This window comes from Spiroplasma floricola 23-6, assembly GCF_002813555.1.
In the GTDB taxonomy this organism is placed as follows: domain Bacteria; phylum Bacillota_I; class Bacilli_A; order Mycoplasmatales; family Mycoplasmataceae; genus Spiroplasma_A; species Spiroplasma_A floricola.
The window spans coordinates 1,042,604-1,067,584 of the sequence record NZ_CP025057.1; the positions used below are offsets into that span (position 1 = coordinate 1,042,604).

A 24,981-nucleotide genomic window follows, 5' to 3' on the forward strand; every position below is an offset into this window, starting at 1 on the left:
ATTATGTAATCTGTTTTTTTATTTCGTCATTATAATCATTAATTCTTCTTTACAAACTATTTTAGGATTTACATAAGATATAAATTCATTTGAATAAGCAAATGAGTTAAAAGCTTCTAGATTTGCTTCTTTGACTTCATATTTCATTCCTTCAATTGTTATTATATTTTCTTTTAAACTAAATAATGAAACATATGTATAGTCTTGATAATTATTAAAATCCAAACTATTCTCCCCAGAGTTTAATTTAAATATTACAGAATTATCATTTATTACTTTTAAATTATGCTTAAAAACATATTCAATTATTGTTAAATTCATATCATATCTTTTACTAGGATTAACTACCATTGTAATATCTTTATAGTTCATACTTTTTAAATGATAAATTGCTGCAATGCCATCTAAAAAATCTTTTTTTGAGTTAAAAGATATAAACTCTTTGGATTTTTCTTTTATTAATTTTAGTTCACTATCTGTTACTTGATCAAAATCAGACATTGAAATATCAATTGATACTTGTTTTTCTATTAAGTCTAAACAGCCTCTTTCAATACCCACAATTAAGTGAGTTTTTTCAAATAATTTTAAATTAATATTAGTTTTAGAAATAACTAGTAAAGCTTTTTTATCCTTCAAGTTTTGAAATCCTCTCTTCTAGATTTTTAATTTTAGAATCTACTAAATAACTTCCAGCAACAATCATATCAACACCAGCTTCTTGAACTGACTTATAAGTATCTTCGTTAATTCCTCCATCAACTTGTATTAAATATTGATAATTATTAGTATTTCTAATTTCATTTAGTAATCTTATTTTATCCAATGATTTTTTTATAAAACTTTGTCCGCCAAAACCAGGATTAACGCTCATTACTAAAATATTTTGTAAATTCGGTAAGTATTTCTTTATTTTATTAATTTCTGTGTTTGGATTAATTGATAAAGAAGCATTTATATTATTTTTTTTGCAAAATTTAATAAAATCTATTAATTGCTTTTTATTTAATGCTTCATAATGCATTGTAACCTGTTTAACATTTTTTTGAATAAAAGGTTTTAAATAATCTTCAACTGAGAACCCAACTATTTTAACCATTAAATGAAGATCCATTTTAAAATCATAATTATTAACTATATCTGAAAGTATTTTTGGTCCAAAAGATAAATTTGGTACAAAGTTATAATCCATTACATCATAGTGAATTCATTTTATTTTAGCTTTTTTTAATTTATCCAAATCTGATTTAAGTTCTAAAAAATTAGCTGTTAAAATACTTGGAGCCACTATATATTTTTTCATTAATATTTTCTCCTTCTATTTTGTTCTTCAATTTCTAATTGAACTTTTACATAATCATTGTATATAAATTCTGGAAACACTTTTTGTTCTACAGCTTCAATAACTTTACATCCAGGAGTATTGTTGATGTGCAAACAATCACTAAATTTACAATTAACTTGCTTAAAAAATTTCATGCTCAAAGCAATATCTATTGCCGATATTTCTTTATAATCAAATGATGAAAAGCCTGGAGTATCTCCTATTAAAGCATCTTTATAAATAAATAATTCATTTTTTGTTGTAGTATGCTTTCCTCTATTTAATGTTTTTGAAATTTCTTGAGTTCTTTCAAATAAATTTGGAATAATATGATTTAGTGTAGTTGATTTTCCTGCGCCAGTTTGTCCTGTGAATACTGAAGTTTTAGATTCTAAACTTTTTAAAAAAGCTACTCATTCTTTATCTGTTTCTATCATATTATTTATTAAATATGTTTCATAACCTAAATTTTTATACAGTTTTGCTTTAATAAGTTCATCATCATCTTTATTTGTTAAATCAACTTTTGTAAAAGCTAATAAAGGTTTTATATTCAATGACTCTATAAAGAATAAATATTTATTTAGTGTATAAGTATTTAATAAAGGATCTTTTAATGAAGTTATTATTACAACTTGATCAATATTTGAAATTCTTGGTCTGTACAATTCATTTTTTCTTTCCAAAATATTTGTTAGAGAACCTTTAAAATTTTGACTATCAATTATTTCAAACTCAACATAATCACCAGTAGTTGGTTTTTTATTACTATGTCTTATTTTACCTGTTGCCTTGCATTCAAATAACTTTTCTTCAAATAATACATATGCATATTCACTTAAAATTTTTAAAATAATGCCTTTATTCATAATTAAATTACCAGTACCACAACAAGCAAAATAATAAGTACTAAAAAGATAATTATAAAGGATAAAAAGAATCTTGTTTTTACTATAATAGGTAACTTATCATATGTGGTTCCTACTTTAATTGTTTTTTTACCTTCGCTCAAGATAAGAGTTGCTTTTTTATGATATATATATGGTTTTGAATTATCTGTAGATCTAATTTTTAATAATTCTTTTTTAACTTCATCTACAGATTCGAATCTATTTTGTGGCTCTTTTTCAATCATTTTTAATATTAGATTTTCAAGACTTTGAGGAATAGAAGGATTTATTAATTTTGGATTTGTTGGGGTTTCTTTTAAATGTTTAGCAGCTATTTTTGGAGCTTCTTTTGCAATAAAAGGAGCAGTTCCAGTTGCAAATTCGTATAACATGATACCTAAAGAATAAATGTCACTTTGAGCAGATGGAGCTTGTGCTGCAATTATCTCTGGGGGCATATATTTTGGAGTACCAATAGCTTTATTAGTTTCTGTTGAAATACCTTCCATGACAGAGATACCAAAATCTCCTAATTTTACTTCTCCAGATTGAGTAAGCAAAACATTATCTGGTTTAATATCTCTATGAATTATTTTTAATTTATGAGCTTCTGAAAGAGCATCACAAATTCTTGAAAAATAATATTTTATTTCTTTTAAAGTCATTGAACCAAATTCTTGAAATTTATCCTTCAAAGTTCCCCCTTCGACACATTCCAAAATAATAAATCATTCATCACCATTTTGAATAATATCAAAAAGTTTCACAACATAAGGATTTGACCCTAACTTTGCAAAAGCCTCTTTTTCAATCTCAAATCTTTCTTGGCCAACAGGTTTAATAACTATTTCTGGAGCAACAACTTTTACAGCAACAATTGTTTTTGTAAAAATGTCATATGCTTTAAAAACAGATGCCATTCCACCTTTCCCAAGTTGACTTATTACTTCATATCGATCATTTATCATAGATCCTGGATCATATTTATTCATAGCTTTGCTCCTTAACAATAATATAATAACAAAAAAAGCAGATTTAAATTACTCCGCTTTTACTTAAAATTTTGTATTTCAGTGTTTTTTTTGTTGCCTATTTTATCTAATGAAGCATCAACAACTAGATTGGCAATTCAAATTGTTACAATTGATCACATTCAAGTAAAACTTGTATCAGTAAGTCAATGAGAACCATTTATTAAGAAACTTAATACCATAATTAATTGATGGAAGAAAAACAAGTAAATAGGAACTACTTTTTTTCAATTAATTGTTTGTTTATCTCTAGGATTAATAATAAAACAAAATCCCATGCCAACCATACCCATTTGAGCCATGTGACCAGATGGAAATGCATTTGCATTAAATAATTGATCAAGTGATCAATTGATACTTTGGGGATTGCCAATTAGTCCATTGAAATTTCACCAAGGTTGATACTCTGGTGTAGTTACTCATTTTGGATTAAATATTATTCAATCTCCTGTTTTTTCATAATAAATATCAATTCTATTATAGATAACATATTCCATTCCTCTATAATAGTCTCTTCCCATACAAACTTTTACTGTTCCAACTAAACCATAAGTTATAAAAAAATACATTAATATTTTTACAGATATTTTTCAATATTGTTCTTCATAAAAATTCTTCTTTTTTGAAAAAACTAATTTATAATACATCAAGATAGCAATTAAAATTATAAATTGATAAGAAAATATTAAAACTAATATAGTTCTATATTCTGATGGACTTAACAATTTTGCAATATTGTATTTAAGTTGTCCTTTACCTTCAATATCAACTCAATAATTAAATTTTCATTTTTTATAAAATTTAAAAAACATTAATGTTATTCAAACAATAATAAAAAAACAAATTGTAATTCAAGAAAATATTTCCTTTTTCATTTTCTTAGTATTTTGTAAATAAAATCAAACATAATCAAGAATTATTATAGTAACAAGTATAAATATAATATATAGCTCTGTAAAACCTAATTCATGATAAAAAATTGAGATATATTTTAAGAAATCAATCTTCATTATTTTTGAAAAAATATCCATTATTTGAAGATCAAATACAGACGCCAAAATGAAAAAAACAAGTTGACAAAAAAAATTCCAATTAATGGAAAAATAATAAAATTCATTAGCCTTTTATTATTTTTAATAAAATAATACCTATTCATTTAGTTCCCGTTAATAGTTGTAAAATAAAAAATTTTAAAATCTTATAATTTTAAATTATACTTTTTAATTATCAACAAAAAAGCATAAAAAAACAATACTTTAAAGTGTAAAAAAGAAATTATTTTTTTTTAATAAAACTCTACTTCAAATAGTTTTTCATTTTTATTTTATTAATTTTTTTAAAAAAATTTTATTTTTCAACTTCAATTATTAAAATTGATAAATTGTCAGTTGAGGCATTATCTTTTGCATCTTCAATAATTAATTCAGCTTTATCTTTAAGCTTAACTTTTTTATTGCTTAAAGTTGAGGCAGTAATTTCTTCATCCATGTAATCGTGAACACCATCTGTTGTAAGTATATAAGTGCCTTCTTGATTCTCTACATAATAGGTGTCAATTCTTAAAGTTTTTTGTGGACCTAATGCACTTGTAAGAACTTTTCAAAATGTAAAATCATTTGCTCTTTCATAGACTCCTGACATCTGAATATCTTTTCTTTCAGCTTCTGGAGTTGAGTTTCATAAATTTTGATCTTGAGTTATTTGAAACAGTTCATTATTTACTAACTTATAGGTTCTTGAATCTCCAACATTTATTACAAAAGCACCTACATTTGTGAATAAGATTGCTGTTAATGTAGTTCCCATATCTTTTGTTTCAAAATTTTCATTAGAGTATTCAATCATTTCAGTTAAGATGTTGCTTACTGAATTTCTTAATCATCTATTAACTTCTTTTTGAGTTAAGTTTGAAAAATCCTGTTCTTGAAAATATTCAACAAATTTTTTAACAGCTATTTCAGAAGCAATTTCACCACAAGCATGTCCACCCATACCATCACATACTATACCAAATGCTTCTCCTGATTTTTTTATTGAAAAATCAAGATTATCTTGATTTGACTTTCTGTAATTTCCTACATCAGTAAGTTTTGCATTTTTAAATTTCATTTTTTATGACACCTTCCCTTTTGGCTCTTAATTGACCGCAAGCTGCATCAATATCTGCTCCAAATTCTTTTCTAACTATTGCATTAATTCCCTGTTTCTTCAGAATTTTAAAAAATTCATCAATTCTAGTTGATTTTCTATAAGGATTTTCCTCTACTTCATTGTAAGGTATCAAATTTACATAACCATTAATTCCTCTAATTATTTTTGCTAATTCATTTGCATGTTCTGGTTTATCATTAATTCCATCAATTAAAATATATTCAAATGTTACTCTTCTATTTGTTTGATCTACATAATATCTAACAGAGTCCAATAATTTTTCTATTGGATATGCTTTATTAATAGGCATTATTTGATTTCGTACATCGTTGTTTGAAGCATGTAAAGATATAGCTAAATTTATTTGAGTTTTTAAATCTGCAAATTCTTTAATTTTTGGAACAATACCACAAGTTGAAATTGTAATATGTCTTGCTCCAATTTCAAAACCTCTTTTATCATTAATTATTTTAACAAAGTTAAGAACATTTTCATAATTATCAAACGGTTCTCCAATACCCATAACAACAATATGACTTACTCTAGCTCTTTTATTATCTGGATCATTTTTATATTTTTCTTTTAAATATAAATTCATTGTGTATATTTGCTTAACTATTTCATCAACAGAAAGATTTCTTTCTGTTTTTATAAGACCTGATGCACAAAATTTACATGACATTTTACAACCAACTTGAGTTGTAACACAAACTGATTGACCATATTTTTGTGGCATTAGAACTGTTTCAATAGTTTTTTTATCATCGAGCATAAATAGAATTTTAATTGTTCCATCCTTTGACTCTTCTGTAACTAAATCTTTAAGTAAATTTGATGTAAATCTTTTCTTAATAAATTCTCTTAAATCCTTACTCAAATTAGTCATATTATCAAAATTTGTTTCCATTTTAATATAAACTCAGTCATATATTTGTTTTGCAGAAAATTTTTTAAAACCATTTTCTAAAAGAATATTTTCTAATTCTTCAATTGTATATCTAAATATGCTTGTTTGTTCCATAAATTTTTACTCCAAAATATATTTTATCACACTAATTTTTTTAGTTTGAAGACTTATTTTTATTTTGTTCTTTTTTATAAACTTTTTTTAATACAAAAAATAATAAAATAGATATTCCAAAACTTAAAGGAATTAAAAATAATGCCAGAATTTTTATCACTTTAGATTTATTATTTTTAAATTGATTATCTTGATTTTTGCTATTACTTTCATCCTTTTTATTACTTAAAAGAGTTATTTTTAAATTTTCTCCATTATCATTGAATAATTCTAAATAACCTATTTTAGAATTATCAATTAAAGAAAAACTAAACTCATTGTCTGATTCTACAATTTTAATATTGTCATTATACTTTTTTAATTCATGATTACTTTTACTATATTTAATAATCTCATCACTTAGTTCTATTTCTTTTTCAATTATTTCTTTAAAACTTTTAACTTTTATAACACTTTTTTGTTTTTTATAATTGATATTTAATTCAAAAACTCCTTTATCTTTTGGAAATAAAATAATTTCAGATTTATTTTTAGTAAATAAAAGATTCCTTGAATTTGACTCTATTTTTATTTGGTCCTGATCTAACTCTTCATAATTTAAAATTTTAATTAAATTTGATGTATTCATTTCACTAATAACTATTTTTTTATCTAACAGTATTGAGCTATTTGTATTAATCACTTTTATTTTTACTTTTTTAGTTATTTTTGTTGTACTTGAAATTATTTCAATTTCAAATACACCAGTTATTGTTGATTTAATTGAGAGTTTATTCTTTTCAAATTTTGCATTTATATTTTTATTTCTATTCACAATAACCAAATTCTCTATTGAATTAGTATCTACATTTATAAAATCACTTTTACCTTTTTCAATAACAATAAAATCTTTTTCTAATGAAAAGTAATCTTTTAGTTTTTTAACTTCCACTTCAATTATTTTCTTATTTATTGCATCTATTGAATCTAACTCAATAAAGCCTTTCCCTACTTTTAAAGCCTTTATTTCTAAAAGATTATTTCCTTGTTTTTTAACATTTATATTACTACTGTTTTTTATTTTTATATTTTTAAAACTCTCACCATTTATAATAAAAATTTTTCTTGTCTCGTTATTATTTATTTCTATTTTCTCTTCTGTTACTTTAATATATTTAAACTTCATTTCCTCTCCCACAACAGGGCTTTCATATACAACTTTGAATTCATTAACTTCATAATTTTTACTTGTAGTTTCAAATTTAATGTCCTTTCAATTTGACATAAGAACATCCTCATCAAATTTTTCCTCTATATGAAAAATAGTTATATAAAAAGTTAGAATACCTCCATTAGGTTTTTTATATGTATATTTAAAAACTGCAGTTTCTTCAGAATTAAATTTTTTTATAGATACTGAGTTTTCTAAATCATTATTATCAAAGTACACATCCTGATAGTTAATTTTATATTCATTAGATAAAAAATACTTTATTTTTTTATGATTCTCATAAATATTTTTAAACTTACTTTTATATTTTAAGCCTATAGAGTTGTTTTTCTTATTGATTTCCTTTTCTATAAAAAATACTTTTATATTTTTTATAATTATTTTATTATTTTCATAAAAATCCACTATTCCAATAATTTTATTTTTCACAAATAAATCTTGATTTAGCTTAATTTTTAACTTTAAACTATAATTTGTTTCTTTATTCAGGTTTAGAAATTTATAGAAATTAACATCATTAAATAAGAAACTCTCAAGATTCTCTCTTCTAGCAGAATAGAAATTATTAGAATCTACATAATAAGTATAGTAATTCTCCTTTTTATCTTGAAAAAAATCACTTCTAGAAATAAAATTACTTTTAACTGATGTTAAAAGTAAACCACCTCTAGTTGGTCCTCCTAAAAAGGATTCAAGAGCTGCTTTATCAACTATATTTGGATCTGCTAAAATTTCTTCATTTATAGTTCCTGAAATTTCAACTCCCTCATTATTTTGTTGATAAATCTTTTTAAACTTCAGATTTAATTTAGTAAAAATAAAAGTATCAGTTCATTCATCATGATAACTGTATTCTTTTTCAATTTCTTTTATTTGTTGTCTTTTCTCAAGTTGAATTTGAAAATTAAAATTCTCTTTTACTAAATTTTGATCTAAAGAACTCATTTCTTGATCTATAACTTTGGCATTTCTTTCTAAAACACTCTTAATATTTAATTCTAAACTGGAATCAAATCAATAATCTTTCATTGTCTCTAATTTGAGTTGATCTAAAGAAATAAACTCTTCAATAGTTGATTTATAAATACTACTTTTTTCATTATGTTTTACTTCAACGCCTTTATCAGAAAATTTAGGAATTTCTAATAAATAATATGGTGCTTTAACTATTAAATTATTTTTTGTAGATATATCATTTTCCATTAAATTAATAACTTCAAATTTTAATAAATTAGATGAGAAAAAACCGAAGTTAAAAAATAGAAATAGTAATTTAAAAGCTTTTATCATTTTTAATCCTCCCAATAAACTTATCGATAAAAAAAATGAAAAAACTAATGTTTTTTCATTTTGCATATATAAAAACCATCATTGTCATACTCAGTTCCAAAAAAAACTTTTTCATAGATTTTTTTCATATCCTTGTGTTTTTTTAAAAAAATATCAATTTGATTTTCATTTTCATTTTTATTTATTGTACAAGTAGAATAAACTAATTCAGAGTTTTTAATTAGACATTTATAAGCTTTTTCTAAAAGATCAGATTGCAATTGAATTAAGTTTGAATTCTCCTCATTTGAATATTTCTTTAGTTTTATTTCTGGTTTCTGTCTTATAACACCATATCCAGAGCATGGAGCATCTAATAAAATATAATCATATACTTCTTCTTTTATATCAAGTGCATTTTTACAACTTAGATTTACATTTTTAACTCCTAGTCTTAAAATGTTTTCTTCAATTAATCTAATTTTATTTTTTTGAAGTTCATAAGCATCTATAGTTCCAGTATTATTCATAATTTGTGCTAAATGAGTCAATTTGCCTCCAGGTGCTGAACACATATCTAGCACTCTTGAATTTTCTTTGGGATTTAATATAAAAGATGCAAATCCACTTACTTGATCTTGAACAGTTACATATCCATTTTTAAAAATATCTTCATTTATAATATTTGAATCTGATATGTAAAAATAATCAATTAATTGTGATTTTTCTAAATTATATTTATCCAAATATTGTTCTTCAAAATCTTTAAGAGATATCTTCAAAGTATTTAATCTTAAACTAATTCTACTTTCTTTATTAGAATGTAAAATAAATTCTTTTGCCTCTTCTCTTGAATAGTCACTTTCAATTTTTTTAAATAATCAAAAGGGAAAGCCATTCTCCAAGGGAAAAATATTTTGCTTATTTTTTATATCTACTTTTCATAATTCTTTGTCAAGTAGTTTTTTTGATACTTTATTAACAAAACCTGAAAAATTTTCTTTAATTGTTTTTGCAATTTCTACAGATTCATTTATTACATAATAGGGTTTTGATTCTAAAAATTTTATTTGATACAAATTCATTCATAAAAGAATCTGTATTTTATAGTCAGTTTTATTAGGATTAATGACTTTATTAACTACATATTCCAAATAAATTTTGTATTGAATAGTTCCATAGACTAATTTAAAAATAAAGGCTATGTCTTTTTTTGACATAGCTTCTTTTTTTATAAGATTATTAAGCAATTTATTTGAAAATTTATTATTTTTAAATACCTCAAATAAAATATTTAATGCTTCTTTTCTTGAATTCATTATTTTTTGAATTGTTCTTGTTCAATACTAAAGAAGTTAACATCAATCATAAAGTGTTCAACAATTGTATTAATAAAATCAGAACTATTAAGAATATCTAATTCCTCATTTGCTAAAACATGTGCATAAGTTTTATCAGTTAATAATTCAACTAAATAATTTTTAAAATCAAAATTTTCTTTAATTTCTTGACCGCCTACTTTTTGAACATTTTCTTTTCAATTATTAACAAAATATTCATACTGCTCACTTACAATTTTAAGAACTTCTTCTTTCAATTTAAAATATATACTTTCTGAATAATCTATACTTAAACAATTTTCTTTTGTTAAAACTTCTTTAACTTTTGCAACTGCATTTTCAACACTATCAATTTCAATTACATATTGATATTTATGTTTTAAAGGAATCTCTAAAAGTGCTTTATCTAATCTTTGTTTAATAATTTCTTCTGATTCTGTACCACGTTTTCTTAATCTTTGTTCCAAAGATTTTAAACTTGGTGGCATTAAAAATATTGATACTAGATTTTCAGGTTTTTCCTTATTAAGAACCTGAGTTGCACCTATTACTTCAATTTCTAAGATGACATTTTCACCTTTAGCTATTTTTTCATATACTGTTTTTCTTGGAGTACCATAATAATTATTTATAAATTCTGCATATTCAATTAATTCATCATGTTGAATTGCATCTTTAAAAGTATCTCTATCTACAAAAAAATAGTTAACTCCATCTATTTCTCCTGGTCTTGGAGAACGAGTTGTCATTGAAATTGATTGCACTAGGTTTAATGATTTATCTTGTGCTAATTCCTTATTAATTGTTCCTTTACCAACTCCTGAAGGTCCAGACAAAATAATAATTTTTCCTTGTTTATTCATTCTTTTACTCCTCTTTTTCAAGTCTCAAAATATATAAATGCTTATTTTTAAAGTTTTTATATTTTAAAATATTAAGATTTGAAATTTTTGAAACATCTAATTCGAATTCAGATTCTATTATTAATATACCATAATTACTTAGAATTTCTTTTTCATATATATATTTAAAAAACTCATAATAATACTCAATTTTTGCAAATGGAGGATCTAGAAAAATAAGATCAATTTTTTTATTTAAATTAACTAAATAATCTAACATTTTTTTATAATCCAGATTAAATATTTGATATTCATCACTCTCTAAACCTCTAAAATTCTGTTTTATAATTTCTAAAGCAGGTTTGTGATGATCATTTACATAAGCAAAAGAGATACCTCTTGATAATGCCTCTAATGACAAAGCTCCACTTCCTGCAAAAAGATCCAAACATACTTTATTTTCAAAAATAAAGTAGTTATTTAAAACATTAAACATATCTTCTTTAATTCTTGTAATTGTAGGTCTTGTATTCATACCTTCTAATGTAGCTAATTTTCTTCCTCTAAAACGACCACTTATAACTTTCATTTTTAATATTTCCTTTGCTTTTATATTATACAAAAAATAATTAATATATAATCAATGTTGAGGTATTGATTTTATGAAATTAGACTTAAAAAAAGATTTATTGCAAAAAGAAATTCCAACAAATAATTGACTTTGAAAAGATAGTCAACCTGAAGTTATTAGAAATGTTTCTGTTAATGTTGAACTTCCTTTAAATAAAGAAAATGAATTAGTTATGAAAAAACTAATTGACTTTGTAAGATACAGTCAAGATCCAGAATTAAATAAAAAAGAAAATGAAGATTACTTAAGACCCGCTGTTGGATTAGCAGCTCCTCAAATTGGTAGCAATGTAAACATGTTTTTTGCCAGATTTGAATGAGATGTTGAAACAAACGATGTAGAAGAATTTGCAATGATTAACGCAAAGATAATTGCAAAAAGTGATCAAATTTGTTGTTTAAGTGACGGAGAAGGATGTTTAAGTGTTGATACAAATCATAAAGGATTAGTTCCAAGAAATTATAAGATTCAAGTGCAAGGCTATGATTGATTGACCAATGAAGAAGTTGATTTAACTTTAAGAGGCTATCATGCAATTGTTTTTCAACATGAATTAGAGCACAATAATGGGCAACTTTATTACGATAGAATTAATAAAGAAGAACCAGACTTTAAAGATGAAAATTGAATAATTATATAAAAAGTATTTAAAAATTACTTTTTTTTATGCTTTTTTTCTCTTTTTATTTATTTTTTTTGTTAAAATACTCTTAACTATGACTTTTTAAAATATTTGGAAATGATAATACAATTTAATACTTTTAAAGTATCTTTCTACAAATTTTTACAAAATTAAATATAAGGAGTTGATAAAATGGATGACAAAAAACAAGAGTCTCTACAACAAACAAAAAGCGTAGTTGCGGATTTAGAAAAAAAAATAGAAATAAAAAAACTAAAAGATAATATAAATCCACCAAAGAAAAAATTACCACAAGCACCCTTTCCTACTAAAGTTTATGCTTTAGGTGGATTAGAAGAAGTTGGTAAAAATACTTATTGTATAGAATACAATGATGAAATCATAATGATAGATGCTGGAGTTAAATTTCCAGACGCTACACAATTAGGTGTTAGTGCTGTAATTCCTGATTTTAGTTATTTAGTTGAAAATAATAAAAAACTAAAAGGTTTATTTATAACACACGGTCATGAAGATCATATTGGTGGTATTCCATATCTACTTCAACAAGTAGAAGTTCCAGTAATTTACGCTCCAGCTTTAGCTGCTGCTTTAATTAGGGATAGATTAAAAGAATACAAACTACAAAATAAAACAGTTGTTAAAGAATACGTGGAAAATGACGTATATGCAACAAAAAATTTTACAATTCAATTTGCAGCAGTTAATCACTCAATACCCGATGCATTTGGAATTCACATACAAACACCTAATGGTGCAATCTTTTCAACAGGAGATTACAAATTTGACTGAACACCATTAGGTCATGACGCAAACGTTCAAAGGTTAGCATCATGAGGAAATGACGGAATTGAATTATTAATGGCTGATTCAACAAATGCTGAAGTTGAAGGTTATACAATTGGAGAAAGAAAAGTTATTCAAAATATTGATACACATTTTCTAAAGTCAAAAGGAAGAATTATTATTGCTTCTTTTGCATCAAATGTACACAGACTTCAACATATTATCGAATTGGCCAATAAGTATGGAAGAAGAATTCTTGTTATAGGTAGAAGTATTGAAAGAATTATAAAAATAATTAGACAAATGGGTCACTTAAATATCAATGATAAAATGTTTATTAAAGCAAATGAAATTGATAACTTTCCAAAAAATCAAATAATGATTTTATGTACTGGAAGTCAAGGAGAACCTATGGCAGCTCTTTCTAGAATATCTAGAATGGAGCATCAAACAATTAAAATAATTCCAGGAGATACTGTAATTATGTCTTCATCACCTATTCCAGGTAATAGAGCTGATGTTGAAAATGTAATTAATAAATTAACAAAAATTGGTGCTAATGTAATTGAAAACAGCACAGAAAATAAAATTCACACTTCTGGTCATGCCAGTCAAGAAGAACAAAAACTATTATTCACTTTATTAAAGCCAAGATGCTTCATGCCAATGCATGGTGAATATAGAATGTTAAAAATTCACGGTGAAACTGCAACAAAAGTTAATGTTAAACCACACAATGTATTTGTAGTTGCCAATGGAGATCAAATTGAACTACACAATGGAGCAAGTCAAGTTGGAAAAAGAGTTCCAGCAGAAGCTGTCTTTATTGATGGAAAAGATATGACAGGAAAAGCAAGTAATGTTATTAGAGAAAGAAACATATTGAGTAAAGATGGTCTAATGGCTGTAATTATTTCAATAGACTCTCAAGCAAATAAACTATCTGCTCCTCCTAGAATTGTTTCTAGAGGAAGCTTTTATGTAAGAGATAGTGGAAATGTAATTGCTGAATCAATTAACATTGTTACAAATGCAGTACAAGAAGTTCTTAACTCACAAAAACCTACTTTTGGAGCTATAAAGAACTCAATTAAGGAATCATTATCGCCTTTCATCTTTAGATATAAAAGAAGAAATCCGTTAATCATTCCAGTTATATTAAATAAAAAAATCGAGGTAAAGTAATGAAAACAAAAAAAGAACAACTAGGTTTATTTTCAATTATATGAATTGGATTTACCTTTATTGCTGGAATAACATTCACGGCAAGTTTTGGAGAAATAGTTCTTGCATCCGATGGATCAGGAATTGGTCTTCATATTATATGACTATTTGTTTTAGAAGGTTCTATAGCATTTATGTGTGCTTGAGCTTTTGCCAAATTAGTTAGATATCACCCACAAGCAAATGGTGGAGGAAGTCAATATGTTAGAACCACATTTAGTAAATTTTGAGGTTTATTAATGGGATTCTTCAACTATTCAGTTATTCCAGTTATTGGAATGGCTTTAATAGTTACAATGGTTAGAGCAAATTTCGGACCACAAGATGATGTAAGATTCTGATTAGTAGGACAAAATGGAGCTGGAGATTATGGTAAATTTGGATCATGAGGTAATTTATACTTAGATTTAATAGCTTTTGCTTTATACATGTTTGCAGCAACAATTATATTCTTTGGTATCAAAAAATATAAATACGTTGGATTAATTATTGGGTACATGACATGAGGAATTACAGTTTTATTAATGATATTTGGTTTAGTTGCTGGATTTATTAATCTTCAAACAAGTAATCCTTTTGAAGTATATACACAAACAGATTTAAAAATTAGTGAATTTACAAAAGCATTTACAACTTGCTTCTTTGCTTTTGGAGGAATTGAAACTTTTATAACAACAGGTAAAAATATTAAAAACAGAAGCAAAAACATGCCTATTGCAATAATAATAATAATGATTGCAACAACAAGCTTCTACATTGTTTTTTCACTAATAACAATGTTTGCTATTGGGGGAAAAGGATTTAGTTCAAATCCAAATACACAATTCTTTGGAGATAATAACTTCTTAAAAGTATTTGGACCAACTTTAATTATTATTTGTACAATGTTAATGAGATTTAATTCATCATTGCAAATTACAATGTTTGGTGGTTCAACTCTTGAACCATTATCAAGTCAAGGATATATTTCACCAGTATTTAAAAAAGAAAATAAAGAAAATGTTCCAGTAGCTGGAGTATTTTCAACAATTATATTATTTGTAATATGTGCAACAATGTTCCTATTTATTCCAGATATTATTGAAGGAGTTACAAAATCTCCTTCTCCATTAAACTATGCAACAATTGCTAGTTGTGCATCAATATTGTTGATCGCAATTTATGGAACAATTATTCCAACAGCTATTGTTCAAGGAATAAGAAAAAATGTTAAAGTACAAATTTGAGAATATATTGCTTGAAGTATAACTGTCCTATTCTTATTATTTATATTAGGAAGTTATTTATGAACTTCATTATTAAATCCATTTACTAATCCTAAAGGTGATAAAATAGGTTCTCCTGAAAATGTACAAGCTCTTGTAAGTAGTGTATTCCAATTAGTATATGTTTCAGGTGTAATTGTATGAGCAGTAATACAATACTTCTTGTACTACAAACCAAAAATGGCTAAGATGGATCCAAATTCTGAAAGAGCCAAAGAAATTGCTGAGTATGAAACATTATTCAGACTTCTAACTGCTGAAGAAATGCAAGCAATTGCTTTTAAAGAGGCTAAAGAAGATGAAGAATATAGACAATATAAAGCACAATTAAAAGAAGAAAAAATAAGAAATAAAGCAGTTTCAAAATAGTCAAAATATGACTATTTTTTTATATTATAATTAACTTAATATGGAGGGTTAAAATGAAAAAAATGCTTAGTTTTTTAGGTGTTACAACTTTATCTGTTGGAGCAATAACACCAGTAATTAATTATAATGTTTCTAGCACTAATAATATTATAAATGTAACTGAAAGTTATACTTATAGCATTACAAATGAAGATATGCAAAATCTTAACTTTGTAACTGAAAATGGAATTGAAAAAGCAATTTTAAGCCCTACTGACTTAAAGAAAAATTTTGAAAAATGTGTTAATAATTTACTTGCAGCAGTTGATATTAATTTAACAAATGATTATAAAATAGAAAAAATAACTACAGATTTTATTGAAAAAGATGCTTGACAAAATAATGATGTAGATTTATTTAATAAAAAATTTAAAGAGGCTAAGAAGAAATCAACTAGTTTGAACATTAAAGATCATTGAATAGAAATAGAAAGATATAAGGATCCAAATTCAGGTATATCTTATTTTGTAAATGCTCTAGCAAAAATAGATGATGATAATGTTAGACTTTATGGTTCAAATTCATATAAACCAATAAAAGATTTAAACGAACTACAAGTAGAATTTAAGAACACCTTTAACCTAGAAATGAAAATGGAAATTTCAATTGAAGGAGCAGACAAAGAAGATTGAGGATTTGAGTTACCACAAAATATAGATTTTCAAAGTAAGGAACAAATAATAAACTGACTTATGAATGAAAAAGACAAGGTTAAAGAGCATATTTATAAGATTGAAGATGCAAAATTAAATGATATTGATAGACCAGAAAATTTATATAAAGCTATCTTTTCTAATGATACATATTCAGTAGGAGAAAAAATTATTACCAATGATAATGCCCCTATAAAAGATGAATACTTTTATATTGGTATAACAAGTAAAAATGAAGCAAAAGGAGAATATAAAATGCTTGTTAAAAATACTAAAGGTACAACAAATAAAATAAAATAATAAAAAGATTAGTAAATAAAACTAATTTTTTTTTATTACTTATTAATGATACAATTCTTTTAAGGAGGTGAGAAAATGAAAGGAAATAGACAAACTTCTTCCATAAGAACACTACTTTTTATAGCTAACGTATTTGGATTAATTATTGGATTAATTGGATTTGGTGTATTTATATATGCAATGACTAGAGTTGGTCTGATGGATCCAAAAGCAACTGGAGACATAAGTAAAACTTCGCCTTATGTTCCACTAATATTTTCAGTAGTAACATTTGCTTTTGTAACTAATACATTCTTTTGTTTATATATAATAAATTTCTTAAAAAAAGCTGATGATATAACTTTATTAAATAATAGATATATAATTGCTTTATTTTCAATATCAATTGGAGGAATATTTACACCATTTGTTTTAGCACAAATGCAAAATATTCCAGTTGAATCAACAATTAGTCCTAAATTTACAATTTCTAAAGGTTATGGAGGTAATTCACTAGTAGCAGGTTTTAGTGCTTTAATTGTATACTTTGGATTTTCATTATTATGATATAAACAAAATATATTTGCTAGTGGACTTGCAGATATAATTTTAGTTTCTGTATTAGCTGTTGTATTATTCTGAGGAGTTTTAAATTGTTTAGTTTTTGCAACACCAGGAGCACTTGCTACTTGAAATAAAAAAGAAACTGCATATAAATTCATGAACTTTATAGCAGTTATTAATCTTATTGTTGCAACAATAATTCTAATAATGCAATTAATTCAAAGTATTCTTTCAATTATCTCAATTTTTGCAGATATGTTTGACAGAAAAAGAGGATTTTTGGGTACTATATTCAACTCAATGTATGCTGCATATAGAATAGCAATTCAGCTATTTATTATTTACACAATAAATAAAATAATAAAAGGAATCTGAGCTAAAGGTGATCAAGTTCAATACAATGATTACTCAAAACTTGCAGAAAAACAAAGAGAATATGACATGGCAAACTAAAAGATTTATATAAAAAAATAACTCATATGAGTTATTTTTTTATATTTAATAGAAAATATTTAAAAAATCTTTTCCACCACTTTTTTCAATTTTTTTAGTTAGAAAAAAAGTATTATTAAGTAAAACTGCTCTATTTATAAAGGATTTATCAAAAGTCTCTTTTTTATTATTTAAGATATTTATCAATACACTCTCTTCTTTTTTCTTAAAACTTATTAACACGTTATTTTTATTTAAATAATGTATTCTTTTAAAATCCTGTTCATTATCTAAAACACTAATTATTTTAAAACTAAGATCAGTCAAAACAATTTCTTCATTTGATTTTTGAATTACAAAATTATTTTGAAATTGAATAATATCTACTAAATCTATTTTTATTTCTTTAATGAGTTTAATATTTTCATCAACTAATAAAATCTTATTATCTCTTTTTATAATTAGTCCTTCATTTATTTTTTTTATTATTTGAAATTCTTCTAAATTTTCAATATTATTTAAATTTGTTGTAAAAACTTTTCCATTAATAATAAAGCTAATATATTTAGTATTATTAATAACTACAAAATTTTGAATATAATGTTCATAAATACCATAAACTTTTATATCAGTATTAGAAATCATATCCATAGATGAAAAATGTGGATTTGGATGAGCTATAAATGTTCTTTCCAAATCTTGTTTTATTTTAATATTTTCTAAAAATATTTTTTTAGAAATTCAACATAATGTATTTATATTTCCATTTGGAATACTATCTACGAAATAAATATTTTCATCATCTAAAAAAATATTTTTTATTCACTCACTATTTTCTATTTTTCTTACTTTTAATTTCAAGTAAATCACCTTTTTAATTATAAATTAAAAACACGATATTAATCGTGTTTGTATCTAATTATTTATTTTGAATTGCTTCAACACCTGGTAATTTTTTACCTTCCATATATTCTAATGAAGCTCCTCCACCAGTTGATATATGAGTAAATTTGTCTTTAAATCCTAATTGAATTGCAGCTGCAGCTGAATCTCCCCCACCTATTAAAGTAAATGAGTCTTTTAGGTTAGCAATAGCTTCACAAACAGCTAATGTACCTTTATTATAGTGTTTAAATTCAAATACTCCCATTGGTCCATTTCATGCTACTGTTTTTGCATCTTTTAAAATAGTTTTAAATAATTCAATTGATTTAGGACCGATATCTAATCCCATTAAGTCATCTGGTAAGTCAACTCCTGTAATTGTTGGTTCAGTGTCTTTAAAATCACTGTTACATGCTGAATCAATTGGTAAAATAATTTTTCCATTAGCTTTTTCTAAATATTCTTTAGCTAAAGAAACTTTATCTTCTTCACACAATGATTTACCAATACTGTGATTTTGGGCTTTAAAGAAAGTATATGCCATTCCCCCACCAATTATAATTTTGTCAGCTTTTTCTAATAAATTATCAATAACTCCAATTTTATCAGAAACTTTTGCCCCACCAATAATTGCTACAAATGGATGCTCTGGTTTATCAATTCCTTTTGATAACATTTCTAATTCTTTTTCAACTAAAAATCCTAAGCAGCTTTCTGCTATATTTGAAGCAATTCCTACATTTGAAGCATGAGCTCTATGAGCAGTTCCAAATGCATCATTTACAAATATATCTCCTAAACTAGCTCAGTATTTTCCTAATTGTGAATCGTTTTTTGATTCATATTTCACAACTTCACCATTTTGAACATCTTCAAAACGTGTATTTTCAAATAAAAGAATTTCTCCTGCATTTAAGTTTTTAATTGCTGTTTCTAATTCTTCTCCTCTAGTTTGAGGAACAAATTTAATTGATTTTCCTGATAACTCTTCCAATTTTTTAGCAACTGGTGCTAAACTTTTTTTAGCTTTATCAGCTTCTTCTTTAATTCTGCTTAAATGTGAAAATAAAACAACTTTTGCTCCTTTTTCAGCTAAGTGATTAATAGTTGGCAGTGCTGCTCTAACACGATTATCATCTGTAATAACTCCATCTTTTAATGGGACGTTAAAATCAACTCTAACAAGAACAGTCTTTCCAGATACTTGAATATCATTTAATGTTTTTTTCATTTTTTTGCTCTCCTATACTTAATTATTTTAAAACATTTTTTACTATAAAATCTATATAATGAAAAAAATTATTAGTATTTTCATTATGAAAATGAATAATGTCTTGATCTTTTATTAAATTATTTCTACTAGGTTTATACAACTTTTTTCATGGAGTTTGTTCATGACAAATTGTTACAATATCTCATGACTTTAAATTTAATAGAAATTTAACTATTTCATAAGCTATTTTATTTTCTTGAGGAAAGTCTTTTTCTATTTCTAAATCAGCTTTTTCTAAATAAATTATAGGTATATCTGATTTTGAATAGATTGTATGTTTCTTTCACAGTTCATAAATAACAGGACCTCACCTTCATGTTTCAAAATCTACATTTGCTATTTTTTCTCTAAATAATAAAAAATAAGAATAAACAATATAAATTATTTTTTGAATCTGAATTTGAGTTACTCTCTTAATACAATTTTGCTTTTTAACTTTAGCAATAACATTTAACATATAATTAATAAAATCTTCTTTAAAATAAAAAAACATATTTTCACCTCAATATTACTATCGTTGTAAAAATATGTTAAATATTTTATATTTAGAAAATTATAAACTCAACATGTATTTAATTGTACGGATAAATTGTGAAGTAAATGAGTTTTCATTATCGTATCATGCAAATACTTTAACTAATTGTTTTCCTTCAACTTCCATAACTTTTGTTAATGTTGCATCAAAGATTGAACCATATGTTGATCCAATTACATCTTGTGAAACGATTTCTTTTGTACAATATTCTAATGCTGCATTTAATTCAGCGTCACTTGAAACTGCTTCTTTAACTGCATTATTAATTTCTTCAACTGATGTTTTTTTTGCCAATTCAGCAGTTAAATCAACTATTGATCCTGTAATTGTTGGAACACGTAGTGCTAATCCATCTAATTTTCCATTTAAGTTTGGTAATACTTTACCAACTGCTGCTGCTGCTCCTGTTTTTGATGGAACTATGTTTCATGCAGCTGCACGACCACGACGTAAGTCTGAGTGTGGTAAGTCTAATAAGTTTTGATCGTTTGTAACTGCATGAATTGTATTCATCAATCCTTTAACGATTCCAAATTTTTCATCTAAAATTTTTGCTACTGGTGATAAACAGTTTGTTGTACATGAAGCTGCAGAAACAATTGCATCCTCTTTTGTTATTGTTTTGTGGTTTACACCATAAACGACTGTTTTTAAATCTCCTGTTGCTGGTGCTGAAATAATTACTTTTTTAGCTCCTGCATCTAAATGAGCTTGAGATTTTTCTTTAGAAACATAGAATCCAGTACATTCTACTACTAAGTCAATTCCCATTTCTTTTCATGGTAAGTTTTTAGCATCTCTTTCTGCTAAAATTTTAATTTCTTTACCATCTACTATAATAGCTCCCTCTTTTGATTCAATTTTTCCACTCATAAATTTTCCATGAGCTGAGTCAAACTCTAATAAGTATGCTAATGTTTTTGAATTTGTTAAATCATTGATTGCTACAACTTCAATATCTTTTGATAAGAATAATTGTCTAAAAGCTAGACGTCCAATTCTTCCAAAACCGTTAATTGCTATTTTTTTCATATTTAGTCGTTCCTTTCACGCTTTTATTTTATACCTTATTGCTTTATTTAGTGAATAAAATAATAACATTTTATTTCTATTTTTTCCATATGATATTTTTAATACTGGAAAATAATTCCACTAATATCGCTTATTTTCACCTGTCATTTCAAATTCATTAGTTAATCCTTTGATTCTTTCTGTGAATCTAAGAGTTTTTTGTAATTCAAATTTTTTTTGTTCTGGTCCAATTACTTTTTTATTTAAATAATATTTTTGTAGATCTGCTATAGAAAAGTTTGAAGTAAAATAAGTAATACATTTATTTTCTAATCTATGATTCAAAATACCAAATAATAATTCATCTCTACTTCAATCACTTACAATTTCTGCACCAATATCATCAAGTATTAAAATATCTACTTTAAGACAATCATCATAAAATTTTGACAGTTCTGTTTTTTCTAATTGATTAAAAGTATCTTTAACTATTTTTACAAGCTTATTGACAGTTACAAAAATAACTTTTTTATCTTTTCTTGCATAAGTATTGGCCAATCGTTTCATTAAAAAAGTTTTACCAATACCTGGAGCTCCATATAAATAAAGACCCTTAAATGAATTATTTACCATATTTTCTCTTATCTTTGTAAAAAGAGTTTTAGATTCTTGATTTAACTTATTTAAATCTAAAGATTCAATATATTCTCCCATTGTCTGAGTATTTTCTTTTAAATCATAATCTGCATATATTATATTTCTTAAAATTTTGTAATCTTTATTTTGAAAAGTTCAGTGTTTGCAATTTTTACTTGCTATATAAAATAAGTTATTTTTATATACTAGTTTTTGTTGAACACCAGGAATTGATTGTTTACAATATTTTATTTCTTCTTCTTTTTCACAATAAACATAATCATTTAAAAATCTATTTATCACTAATATATTATTTTGTAAAATCTGATCGTCTATATTATATTTTTTAATTAGCTCTTTTAAATCTTTATGATTTTTTATATCATTTAAAGTAAATTTTAACATCTAATATTCTCCTCAATCTAATTTATCAAATGTCAAATCTTCTTTAACTTCAATTTTATAAGTTTCTTTATTTAAAGCATCATCTCATTTTGAACTTAATTCTGGTTTTAAATTAATATTAGATTTAATATTAACTTTTGATTTTTGATGAGCAACTTTTAAATATTCAAATGCCTCAGGAGCTTTTTTAAAGCCATTTTCAGACATTGTAGAAGCAATTTTATAAATATAGTTCGGAACTATTTGACCTTTATTTTTTAAGAAAACAAAATCAAATAAACAATTGATAACTCCATTTCTTAATTTATATTTATTTTGTAAAATTTCAATTATTTCTTCAAATTTTTTATCTAACTGTTTTATTTTTTTATCTTTAGAAATTAATAAAGCTAATAAATATTCTTCTGGTTCAATTGTTTCCATTTCACTTAATTTTTGATTTTTTTGTTTTAACATATTTAATTCAACATCAAATTCTGGGATTGTTTCAGAGAATTCCTCTTTTTTAAAGATAAGTTTTGCAACTTCTTTATAAAATTTTGAGTTACTAAAAGAGCAAGAATCCTTTTCATAAATTTTTTTAATAATTTCTTTTATTTCAAATTGACTAATATTATAAGAACCAAAAACATCTTCAATTGCCTTTTTAATGATTTCATCATTTTCACTAATAGTAATATCTTCTTTTTTTAAAGCATTAAGTAAATTAGCATAATCTAAACCTTTTAATAAAGCATTTGTTCTTTTTGGTTTAGCTTTAATCATAGCAGCTTCAGATGTTTTTAATTCTTCAATCTCTCCAAAAACTTCAACAAATTTGGATGAAGTATCTTTGTAACCACTTTCTAAAGTTAACTCTCCTTCATCTCTAAAAGTAAATCTAATTAATTCATAATCTTCTTTTTTTATTTTGCTCAATAAAGCATTATTAAATACTTTATTGTTAAAAAATTCTACTGGTTCTAAAGGTGAATATATATTAAATATTATTGTATTTTTACTTTTATTTTCTAAAGTTCTTAATAAACCAAGAGCTTCTAATTTCTTGAAATATTTAGACAATATATTTTTAGAAATTCCTGTTATTTTAGATAATCTGGTATTTGATAAGGTTATTGTTTTAAATTCACTTATTATATAAGATTCATTTATTAATGTGAAATACAACGAAACTGCTTTTGATCCTATTATTGGCTGATACAAGTAAGTTATTATTTTATTATTTGAACTATCTATTATATTTTTAAGAACAACTCTGTAACTAAACTCATCCATGAATTACCTCCCAAATACTCTGCTTCTTAATAATAAGAAAAATGAAAAAAAATGAAATACATTTAATAATTTTTATGAAATTGACTATCATTTGTTAATAAAAATCATTAAAAAAACCCTATTTTAAAGGGGTTTTTTAAGTTATCCACATTTTAATATAGATTTTGGCATTCTGGACAAAAATATGTTCCTCTACCATTAACTTTTATTTTTTCTATAATTCTTCCACAATCAAAACACGGTTTTGATTTTCTCAAGTGAACTTTTAGCTCTCTTTGAAATTTACCATCAATACCTTGTTCAGGTTGATAACTATCGATTGTTGAACCTCCAAGCTCAATTGATCTGTTCAATATTTTTATTGAAGATTTTAAAATATCATTATAATTTTTTAAACCTAAAGCACTTGCTCTTTTTTCTGGATGAATTTTTGAATCAAAGAGAATTTCATCTGCATAAATATTGCCAATTCCTGATATTTTTGTTTGATCAAGAAGAACAGTTTTTATATGTTTATTTGATTTAGACATTATATCCATCAAATACTGACCGTTTAAAGTGCTATTAAAGGGCTCTGGGCCTATTTTATTAATAGGTTTTTCATTTCTAAAAGTTAATTTATCTTGTAAATGAAAAGTTCCAAATTTTCTTGTATCATTATATATCATAAATTTATCATCGCTTAATTCAAATATGGCTTCTACATGCTTTGTATCATATAAAGTTCCTTTATCATATACAAATCATTTTCCTTCCATTCTTAAATGACTGATTAAAACTAAATCTTGCAATTCAAAAATGATATGTTTTGCTATTCTTGAAATATTGTCTATTTTTCGACCTTTCAGTTTTTCTTCAAATTCACCAATTTTAATATCTGTTTTAATTAAATTTGGATAAGTTATTTTTACATTTTGAATAGTAAGACCTTTAACTTTTGAATTTAGAACTCTAACTACGGTTTCTACTTCTGGTAATTCAGGCATTATTTAAGCCTC

General features: G+C 24.7%; 23 protein-coding genes. 5 read left to right on the forward strand and 18 right to left on the reverse strand.

The annotated features are described in order from the left end of the window. Positions 1-18: 18 nt before the first annotated feature. The 11 genes from SFLOR_RS04625 to rsmD form a co-directional block, all read right to left on the reverse strand. Positions 19-639: a thiamine diphosphokinase gene (locus tag SFLOR_RS04625; RefSeq protein ID WP_100916903.1), complete on the reverse strand. Its 621-nt coding sequence runs from the start codon at positions 637-639 to the stop codon at positions 19-21. After that, positions 629-1,303: a ribulose-phosphate 3-epimerase gene (gene rpe / locus SFLOR_RS04630; protein WP_100916904.1), complete on the reverse strand. Its 675-nt coding sequence runs from the start codon at positions 1,301-1,303 to the stop codon at positions 629-631. Before rpe ends, SFLOR_RS04625 begins: the two co-directional genes overlap by 11 nt. Continuing rightward, on the reverse strand, positions 1,303-2,193 hold the full coding sequence (gene rsgA / locus SFLOR_RS04635) for a ribosome small subunit-dependent GTPase A (RefSeq protein ID WP_100916905.1): 891 nt from the start codon (positions 2,191-2,193) through the stop codon (positions 1,303-1,305). Before rsgA ends, rpe begins: the two co-directional genes overlap by 1 nt. A gap of 2 nt (positions 2,194-2,195) precedes the next feature. Then, positions 2,196-3,206: a serine/threonine-protein kinase gene (locus SFLOR_RS04640; protein ID WP_100916906.1), complete on the reverse strand. Its 1,011-nt coding sequence runs from the start codon at positions 3,204-3,206 to the stop codon at positions 2,196-2,198. 59 nt (positions 3,207-3,265) lie between these two features. Then, positions 3,266-4,303 carry a phosphatase PAP2 family protein gene (locus SFLOR_RS04645; protein ID WP_169919202.1) on the reverse strand — a complete coding sequence of 346 codons (1,038 nt, stop codon included), beginning with the start codon at positions 4,301-4,303 and terminating at the stop codon, positions 3,266-3,268. Positions 4,304-4,592: 289 nt separating this feature from the next. Continuing rightward, the gene (locus tag SFLOR_RS04650; protein ID WP_100916907.1) at positions 4,593-5,354 is read right to left on the reverse strand and encodes a PP2C family protein-serine/threonine phosphatase; all 762 of its coding nucleotides are present in this window, start codon (positions 5,352-5,354) and stop codon (positions 4,593-4,595) included. After that, positions 5,344-6,417: a dual-specificity RNA methyltransferase RlmN gene (rlmN, locus tag SFLOR_RS04655; protein WP_100916908.1), complete on the reverse strand. Its 1,074-nt coding sequence runs from the start codon at positions 6,415-6,417 to the stop codon at positions 5,344-5,346. The genes SFLOR_RS04650 and rlmN overlap by 11 nt, the downstream gene beginning before the upstream one ends. 40 nt (positions 6,418-6,457) lie before the next feature. Further along, complete coding sequence (locus tag SFLOR_RS04660; RefSeq protein WP_157806959.1) at positions 6,458-8,917, reverse strand: hypothetical protein; 2,460 nt, start codon at positions 8,915-8,917, stop codon at positions 6,458-6,460. Positions 8,918-8,961: 44 nt separating this feature from the next. Further along, a complete protein-coding gene (gene rsmB, locus SFLOR_RS04665) occupies positions 8,962-10,215 on the reverse strand; it encodes a 16S rRNA (cytosine(967)-C(5))-methyltransferase RsmB (RefSeq protein WP_100916910.1) in 1,254 nt (417 codons plus the stop codon). Further along, positions 10,215-11,099 (reverse strand): guanylate kinase, encoded by an 885-nt coding sequence (gmk, locus tag SFLOR_RS04670; RefSeq protein WP_100916911.1) that lies wholly within the window; start codon positions 11,097-11,099, stop codon positions 10,215-10,217. The genes rsmB and gmk overlap by 1 nt, the downstream gene beginning before the upstream one ends. Before the next feature lie 4 nt (positions 11,100-11,103). Further along, complete coding sequence (gene rsmD, locus SFLOR_RS04675) at positions 11,104-11,700, reverse strand: 16S rRNA (guanine(966)-N(2))-methyltransferase RsmD (RefSeq protein ID WP_281253759.1); 597 nt, start codon at positions 11,698-11,700, stop codon at positions 11,104-11,106. Positions 11,701-11,740: 40 nt separating this feature from the next. On the opposite strand from rsmD, the gene def reads away from it, so the two are divergent. From def to SFLOR_RS04700, 5 genes are all read left to right on the forward strand, one after another. Then, entirely contained in the window at positions 11,741-12,349 is a 609-nt protein-coding gene (def, locus tag SFLOR_RS04680; RefSeq protein WP_245858712.1) for a peptide deformylase, read from the forward strand. 174 nt (positions 12,350-12,523) lie between these two features. After that, entirely contained in the window at positions 12,524-14,323 is a 1,800-nt protein-coding gene (locus tag SFLOR_RS04685; protein ID WP_100916913.1) for a ribonuclease J, read from the forward strand. After that, positions 14,323-15,996 (forward strand): APC family permease, encoded by a 1,674-nt coding sequence (locus tag SFLOR_RS04690; RefSeq protein WP_100916914.1) that lies wholly within the window; start codon positions 14,323-14,325, stop codon positions 15,994-15,996. The genes SFLOR_RS04685 and SFLOR_RS04690 overlap by 1 nt, the downstream gene beginning before the upstream one ends. A 53-nt stretch (positions 15,997-16,049) precedes the next feature. Next, a complete protein-coding gene (locus tag SFLOR_RS04695) occupies positions 16,050-16,988 on the forward strand; it encodes a hypothetical protein (RefSeq protein ID WP_100916915.1) in 939 nt (312 codons plus the stop codon). A gap of 75 nt (positions 16,989-17,063) precedes the next feature. Beyond that, entirely contained in the window at positions 17,064-17,984 is a 921-nt protein-coding gene (locus SFLOR_RS04700; protein ID WP_100916916.1) for a hypothetical protein, read from the forward strand. Positions 17,985-18,029: 45 nt separating this feature from the next. Here SFLOR_RS04700 and SFLOR_RS04705 read toward each other — a convergent pair whose 3' ends face one another. The 7 genes from SFLOR_RS04705 to mutM form a co-directional block, all read right to left on the reverse strand. Then, positions 18,030-18,824 (reverse strand): hypothetical protein, encoded by a 795-nt coding sequence (locus tag SFLOR_RS04705; RefSeq protein WP_100916917.1) that lies wholly within the window; start codon positions 18,822-18,824, stop codon positions 18,030-18,032. A 58-nt stretch (positions 18,825-18,882) separates the two neighbouring features. Beyond that, a complete protein-coding gene (locus tag SFLOR_RS04710; RefSeq protein ID WP_100916918.1) occupies positions 18,883-20,079 on the reverse strand; it encodes a phosphoglycerate kinase in 1,197 nt (398 codons plus the stop codon). A 22-nt stretch (positions 20,080-20,101) separates the two neighbouring features. Further along, positions 20,102-20,614, reverse strand: coding sequence for a type II toxin-antitoxin system antitoxin SocA domain-containing protein (locus tag SFLOR_RS04715; protein WP_100916919.1), 513 nt, complete (start codon positions 20,612-20,614; stop codon positions 20,102-20,104). A 60-nt stretch (positions 20,615-20,674) separates the two neighbouring features. After that, positions 20,675-21,688, reverse strand: a complete 1,014-nt coding sequence (gene gap / locus SFLOR_RS04720; RefSeq protein WP_100916920.1) for a type I glyceraldehyde-3-phosphate dehydrogenase — start codon at positions 21,686-21,688, stop codon at positions 20,675-20,677. A gap of 120 nt (positions 21,689-21,808) precedes the next feature. After that, on the reverse strand, positions 21,809-22,708 hold the full coding sequence (locus tag SFLOR_RS04725; protein ID WP_100916921.1) for an ATP-binding protein: 900 nt from the start codon (positions 22,706-22,708) through the stop codon (positions 21,809-21,811). Continuing rightward, on the reverse strand, positions 22,709-23,983 hold the full coding sequence (locus tag SFLOR_RS04730; protein ID WP_100916922.1) for a DnaD domain protein: 1,275 nt from the start codon (positions 23,981-23,983) through the stop codon (positions 22,709-22,711). 152 nt (positions 23,984-24,135) lie between these two features. Further along, positions 24,136-24,969, reverse strand: a complete 834-nt coding sequence (gene mutM / locus SFLOR_RS04735; RefSeq protein WP_100916923.1) for a DNA-formamidopyrimidine glycosylase — start codon at positions 24,967-24,969, stop codon at positions 24,136-24,138. Positions 24,970-24,981: the final 12 nt, after the last annotated feature.